Source organism: Epilithonimonas tenax DSM 16811 (assembly GCF_000428485.1).
Lineage (GTDB): Bacteria > Bacteroidota > Bacteroidia > Flavobacteriales > Weeksellaceae > Epilithonimonas > Epilithonimonas tenax.
In genome coordinates, this window is record NZ_AUAA01000075.1 from 1 (window position 1) to 5,241 (window position 5,241).

1 protein-coding gene is annotated in these 5,241 nt (G+C 40.5%); it reads right to left on the reverse strand.

Features of this window, described 5'->3' with window-relative positions; all coding sequences use genetic code 11:
- Positions 1-239 precede the first annotated feature (239 nt).
- Positions 240-5,117, reverse strand: a complete 4,878-nt coding sequence (locus F564_RS0117255) for a YDG domain-containing protein (protein WP_084406833.1) — start codon at positions 5,115-5,117, stop codon at positions 240-242.
- Between the last annotated feature and the right edge of the window lie 124 nt (positions 5,118-5,241).

The window sequence follows — 5,241 nt, forward strand, 5'->3', positions numbered from 1 at the left end:
TACATGACGATGATTGCATCAATGTTACTTTTGATCTATAAAAAAGCAAACGAATTGAGTTATAAAACTTCCAAAAGACGCATTGCAATGGAGCTTCGAGACATGATTACAGCTATTCTGATTGTTTTCGCAGGCGGAGATCCTGCTAAAGTCTTTAAAACATAAAAAATGGTCGGAATTTTCTTCCGACCATGACTAGCACCTAAAGTACCTTTTTATAAGAGCAATGTAAAAAAAAATTACTTAATCATCTTCTTCGTTTTAAAGTCTCCGGAATTTTCAGCTTTAATGATATAGATACCATTGACCAACGAAGAGACATCCAGTCTGGTTGATTTACTTGTCGTTTTCTGACTGATAACAAATCGTCCAGCGGCATCATAAACCCGTATTTCTCCTAAAACTTTTGATGAGGCCATCACGTAATCTGTACCATCTCTGTAAACTTCGAAGTCAGTTTTTTTGCTAGAGTCTGTTCCCAAAACCAGCTTTTCTTGATAAACAATTTCGAAACGACCTTCATCGATTCCTTTGTTTGCCGAGAAAGCATATTCTTGAGTGGTGATGTCTGTGTAGGTATTGGTAAGTTTGTCTACCAGGTATATTTTCTGATCTGTTTTGAAAACGCCTTCTTTATTACCTAACTTGATTTTATATACCCCGTTTACAGAATATTTGGTCCCTAGCTGAATCACATCGCCGCTAAACAATGGGTTGTTTCTCGCCTGGATCTGAAGTTTCTGCGTGGTCAGTTTTGAGTAGAAAGAATCATCAGCTACTGTTAGCAATTCGGAATCATAATCTGGATCATAACCATTTGTAGCACCCTCGATATGGGCCAAAAGAATTGTATTGACCACATTGTTGGGTGACACCAGCTTCACCCAGTAACGGTTGAGCTGACTTTCTGCATTCTTGTTATTATTGTAGAAATAACTGGAGCTGTCGTTTGATCTGATACTGTTATCAAATTTCAAAATTCCAAAATCCGGGGTATTGCCCGTTGGCGCCGCTGTTCTCATCTGAACAATAAAACCTTGTGCTACTTTTATAAATTTTGTAGGAATTGGCGATTCAACATCATCTGCACCAGTTGCAGGAGCGCCACCAGCCAAAGAATAGGTCGCATAGTTATTAGAAACATAAGCAGAACCAGCCTGCGTTGCTGGTGCACCGGGAATATTGGTCCAGAACCAAGCCTTACCTAAAATCACCGCACTATTTTTGATACCGGTTCCGTTATCCAGATCGTGTAATTTATCAAAATCGATGTTGGACGGATATGGGTTCCCGACCAAATTATAGCCGTGCTCAGTAGAAATACCATTGACCTTGGTATTCTTAGATTTTTGAACTTGGATCGAATAATCACCATTGTGCAAATTACCACTGAAAAGCAACTCATCTGGTGTAAACGCAGTACCATAAGTTGATTTACCTTTTATCGCATAGCCTTTCGCCGGAAGGAATATGGCATCCAAAGTCGCTTTGAAAGTATCATTGACCTCATTGTACTGATAAGTTCTGTTGTTAGGAGATCCCTGAGAAAACCCACCAGAACTATTGGCTGCATTTGGATTCACAGTGTTCAGCAAAACCTGATCTGCCACCGGAGAACTCCAGTAGGTATAATCAGACACTTTCATGTTGACTTTTCTTTTCGCAATAATTTTTTTCGCACTGTTGCCATCTGTGATTTTGGTCTGCACAAGACTTCCGTCACTCTCTATGGTGATTTTATTGTCTGGCATTGTAATATCACCATTCACCGTAATACCTTGGTTGGCCAGGATTGTTAAACTACCGTTATTTGTAATATTAAGATTGTTCACTTCAATCGGGTTACTTGTAGCGGTTTGAGTATAAGCGCCATCAATGACTGCATTCTGAGATTTAACCGGCCCATTCAAATTAGACCAAGCTGATCCATCCCAAGTAACAGAAGTAGGTTTGAACCTTCCTTTGAATTCTAAACCGTTTTTGTCTGCATTAGCATTTTCAGAATAAAAACCAAATGTACCAGTGGTGCTTTGACCTTTTGCATAAAATCTAAAATAAACCGTAGTGTTTGGTTGTATATCTTGTAAAGCAGCAACATTACTTACATTAAAACTTAATTTTTTATTTGTACCAATAATTGTTTCAGGAATATTAATCAAAGTATAATTGCTATTATCAAAACTATAAGCAAACTGAGAAGCAACACCTGGATCAACAGCAAATGCCGCACTTCCAGTTACAATGGCATCAATTGCGGTTAGAGACATAATTTTTTGAGAAGCCGTAAAACTTGTTTGAAAATAGTCAGTATTTGTGACAGATATGGCATCATTTTTAAATCCATCCGTACGGAAAGAATTACCACCAGCACTTGCAGGTGCACCAGCTCCTCTACTCAGTATGGGATTATTTGCCAATTCTGAAGCTTTCGTTGTTGCACTAGCTGTTGCAACATTACTTAATCCAAAAAAGTTCCATTGCGCCAAAGCTACAGGCATCTCTACCACATTTACGGTTTGCTGAACGCTTGTTGCCTCATTGTAATTGGTATCCCCAACTTGCGATACAGTAACGATAGTACTTCCACTATTATTACCAGTAAGCGTTGCACCAGAAATGCTTGCCACTGCAGGAACAGAACTGTTGTAAGACAATGCTAATCCCGATGTTGTCGTGGCATAAGTCACCAGATTCACTGTTCCGCCAACGTTGACAGTTGGCACAGTGTTGAATGTAATGGTTTGGTTAATCTTTGTTATATCCGCTGTCAATCCTGTTGGAAAGTGAGCGATGTTGTAATTTCCACCATCTGTACCTAAGAGATTTATAGCCACAATAGTCACAGACTTGTCTAGCCCTGCATTGGCATCAGAAAAACTACCTGATACTGCAAAGGTAACTGTATCACCAGCAAAGACGCTTGTGGAACTCACGTTGGAAAATGCGGCGGTTACCGTTCCATCATACGCTTTATCCTCAGCAGTAATAGCAGTGATGGTGATATCTTTTTTAGTAATAGCCGCCTGAAGTGTTGGCTGCAAAACGGTATAATTAGCTGATGGTGAATTATAATTCCCAGTTGGCACCAACGTTTTTCCGGCACCTACATTTTTATCAGGAAATGCCCACGTCACAGTACCTGACACAGAAAAAGAATCTCCGTTTACCAATCCCGAATAGACAGGCATATCTGTTACAACGACGGAAGTAGTCTGATCATAGACTTTATCTTGCGCTGCCAAACCGGTAATTGATAATTGCTTCTTGCTAATGGTCAAGGCCTTGGTCACATCCGCGGCTTCGTTATAATTAGTATTACCCACCTGATGTGCTGTAATGGTAGAAGTCCCGGCACCCGTTATGGTCACCGTGTTTCCCGTAATTGTAGCTACTGCGGTATTTGAGCTTGTATAAGTCACCGCTAAGCCAGATGATGCTGTTGCAGACAAAGTATAATCTGCGTCGCCATATGCTTTTGTTTGTGTAGCAGCCAATCCGGAAATAGTCTGAGTACCTTTTTCAATCGTAAAAGAAATAGCTGTTGGCGTACTGGTGCTAGCGTCCTTGGTAGCGGTAACATTCGTGGTGAAAGATCCTGCAGTAGTTGGCGTTCCTGTAATGGCTCCTGTTGCGGTGTTCAAACTCAAACCCGAAGGCAGACTATGACCTGCAACGATCGCATAACTATCCGGCACATTGGTCGCAATGATGTTTTGTGAAAAACTGACATTGACAGTACCTGTAAAAGAAGACGCAGTCACCACTGGTGTACTGTTAGCTGTTGTAGTAACCGTTTGTGTGCCCGACCACGCAGAATATCCGCCAGCATTCTTGATACGTATCCTGTAATAATAAGTTGTATTGCCTGTTAATGAGCCTTGCGTAAAATGAGTCGTTGCTACTGTTTCATCATTATAAATGGGTGAAGAAAAATCAATATTGTCATCTATCTGCAAATGATAGGTATAGGCTACAGAACCCTGCCCGGTGGGCGCTGTCCAGTTGGCTCTGAAAGAAGTTTCCTGGATATTGTCTGCTACTGAAGGCGTTGGCGCCAAAGACACTGTTGCAAAACTAGGATAACCCGTTGTATGGGAATAGCTTGTTTGTGGTGATGAACAGCTGTTGATTGCATACGCTCTGTAATAGTACAGTGTATTGGCAGCTAAACCTGATAAAGTTTTAGAAAATGGATAAGGCACTGCAGAAACTGCAAGCCCTGTTGTATTAGAAGTAACTACACCTGTAAGATCAGAAGCTGTACTATAATTAAAGCCTACTTCTTTGACAGTAGCACCACCAATAGCAGTAACGGTACCAGATAGATCAGCGCCTGTCGTAGCATTATTGGCAACAGAAGTGGTTGCTGAAACTGTTGGAGCGGCGCAAGCGGCTTTTGCAGTTATAGAAAAATTATCTATTCCAATCGCCTGACCGTTGGATGATCCACCAACTCCTGTTTTAGACCAGCATAAATAATATGTAGCACCATTTACAATATTTAATCCTGTAATGGCAATTGTTTTCGCAATTGAAGCTGCAGGATTAACTGCGTTTGAATTTACATCTGCGGGAAATGCCTGATCCCCAGTTGCAGCTGCAGTTGCAACATTACCTGCTGTACCGCCATGAAAAAAAGCCCAGTCGAAAGCTCTTGTCCCATTACGGTATTTTTCGTAATTAAAGGACACATCTATCGCAGACACAGTAGATCCTGTATTATTAATAAAGGCAAAAACAATATATCTTGGACTGGTAAAGTTACCACTTGTTAAAAAACCTAAAGCCCTGTCAGTAGAAGTTGCCGTTACACCGTCAGCAAAATTATACGTTCCGCCACCAGAACTTCCGGTAACTGCGCCAGTACCAGTTGTCCCAGCGGCAAGTGTAGTCACAGAAGTTCCTGTAGTCCAGTTTGGGGCCGTATTCACTCTAAAGCCGATTGGGAGTGGAGCAGCTGCAGAGTTGCCCATAGTAAAATTTTCCGTGATTGGTGTGTTAACCGCGGTGATGCTTTTTTGCCCCCAAGCAGTTCCCGCAATTAACAACATGAGGAAAAGCAGCAACTGCTTCCTGATATTTGTAGAACAATTTGTAATTAGTAATTTTATGTGCATAATTATTTATTTAAGAATATAATGAGCGCAAAAATAGTTTTTTATTACACATATTAAAACAAGTATTTTAATAATTTATGAAATCAACAAAAAAATTAATTTGTCATTAAAATTGACCAAAAAA

Bases quoted from the DNA above. Each gene is read 5' to 3' on its own strand.
- F564_RS0117255 (WP_084406833.1), bottom strand. From the start codon at position 5,117: ATGCACATAAAATTACTAATTACAAATTGTTCTACAAATATCAGGAAG.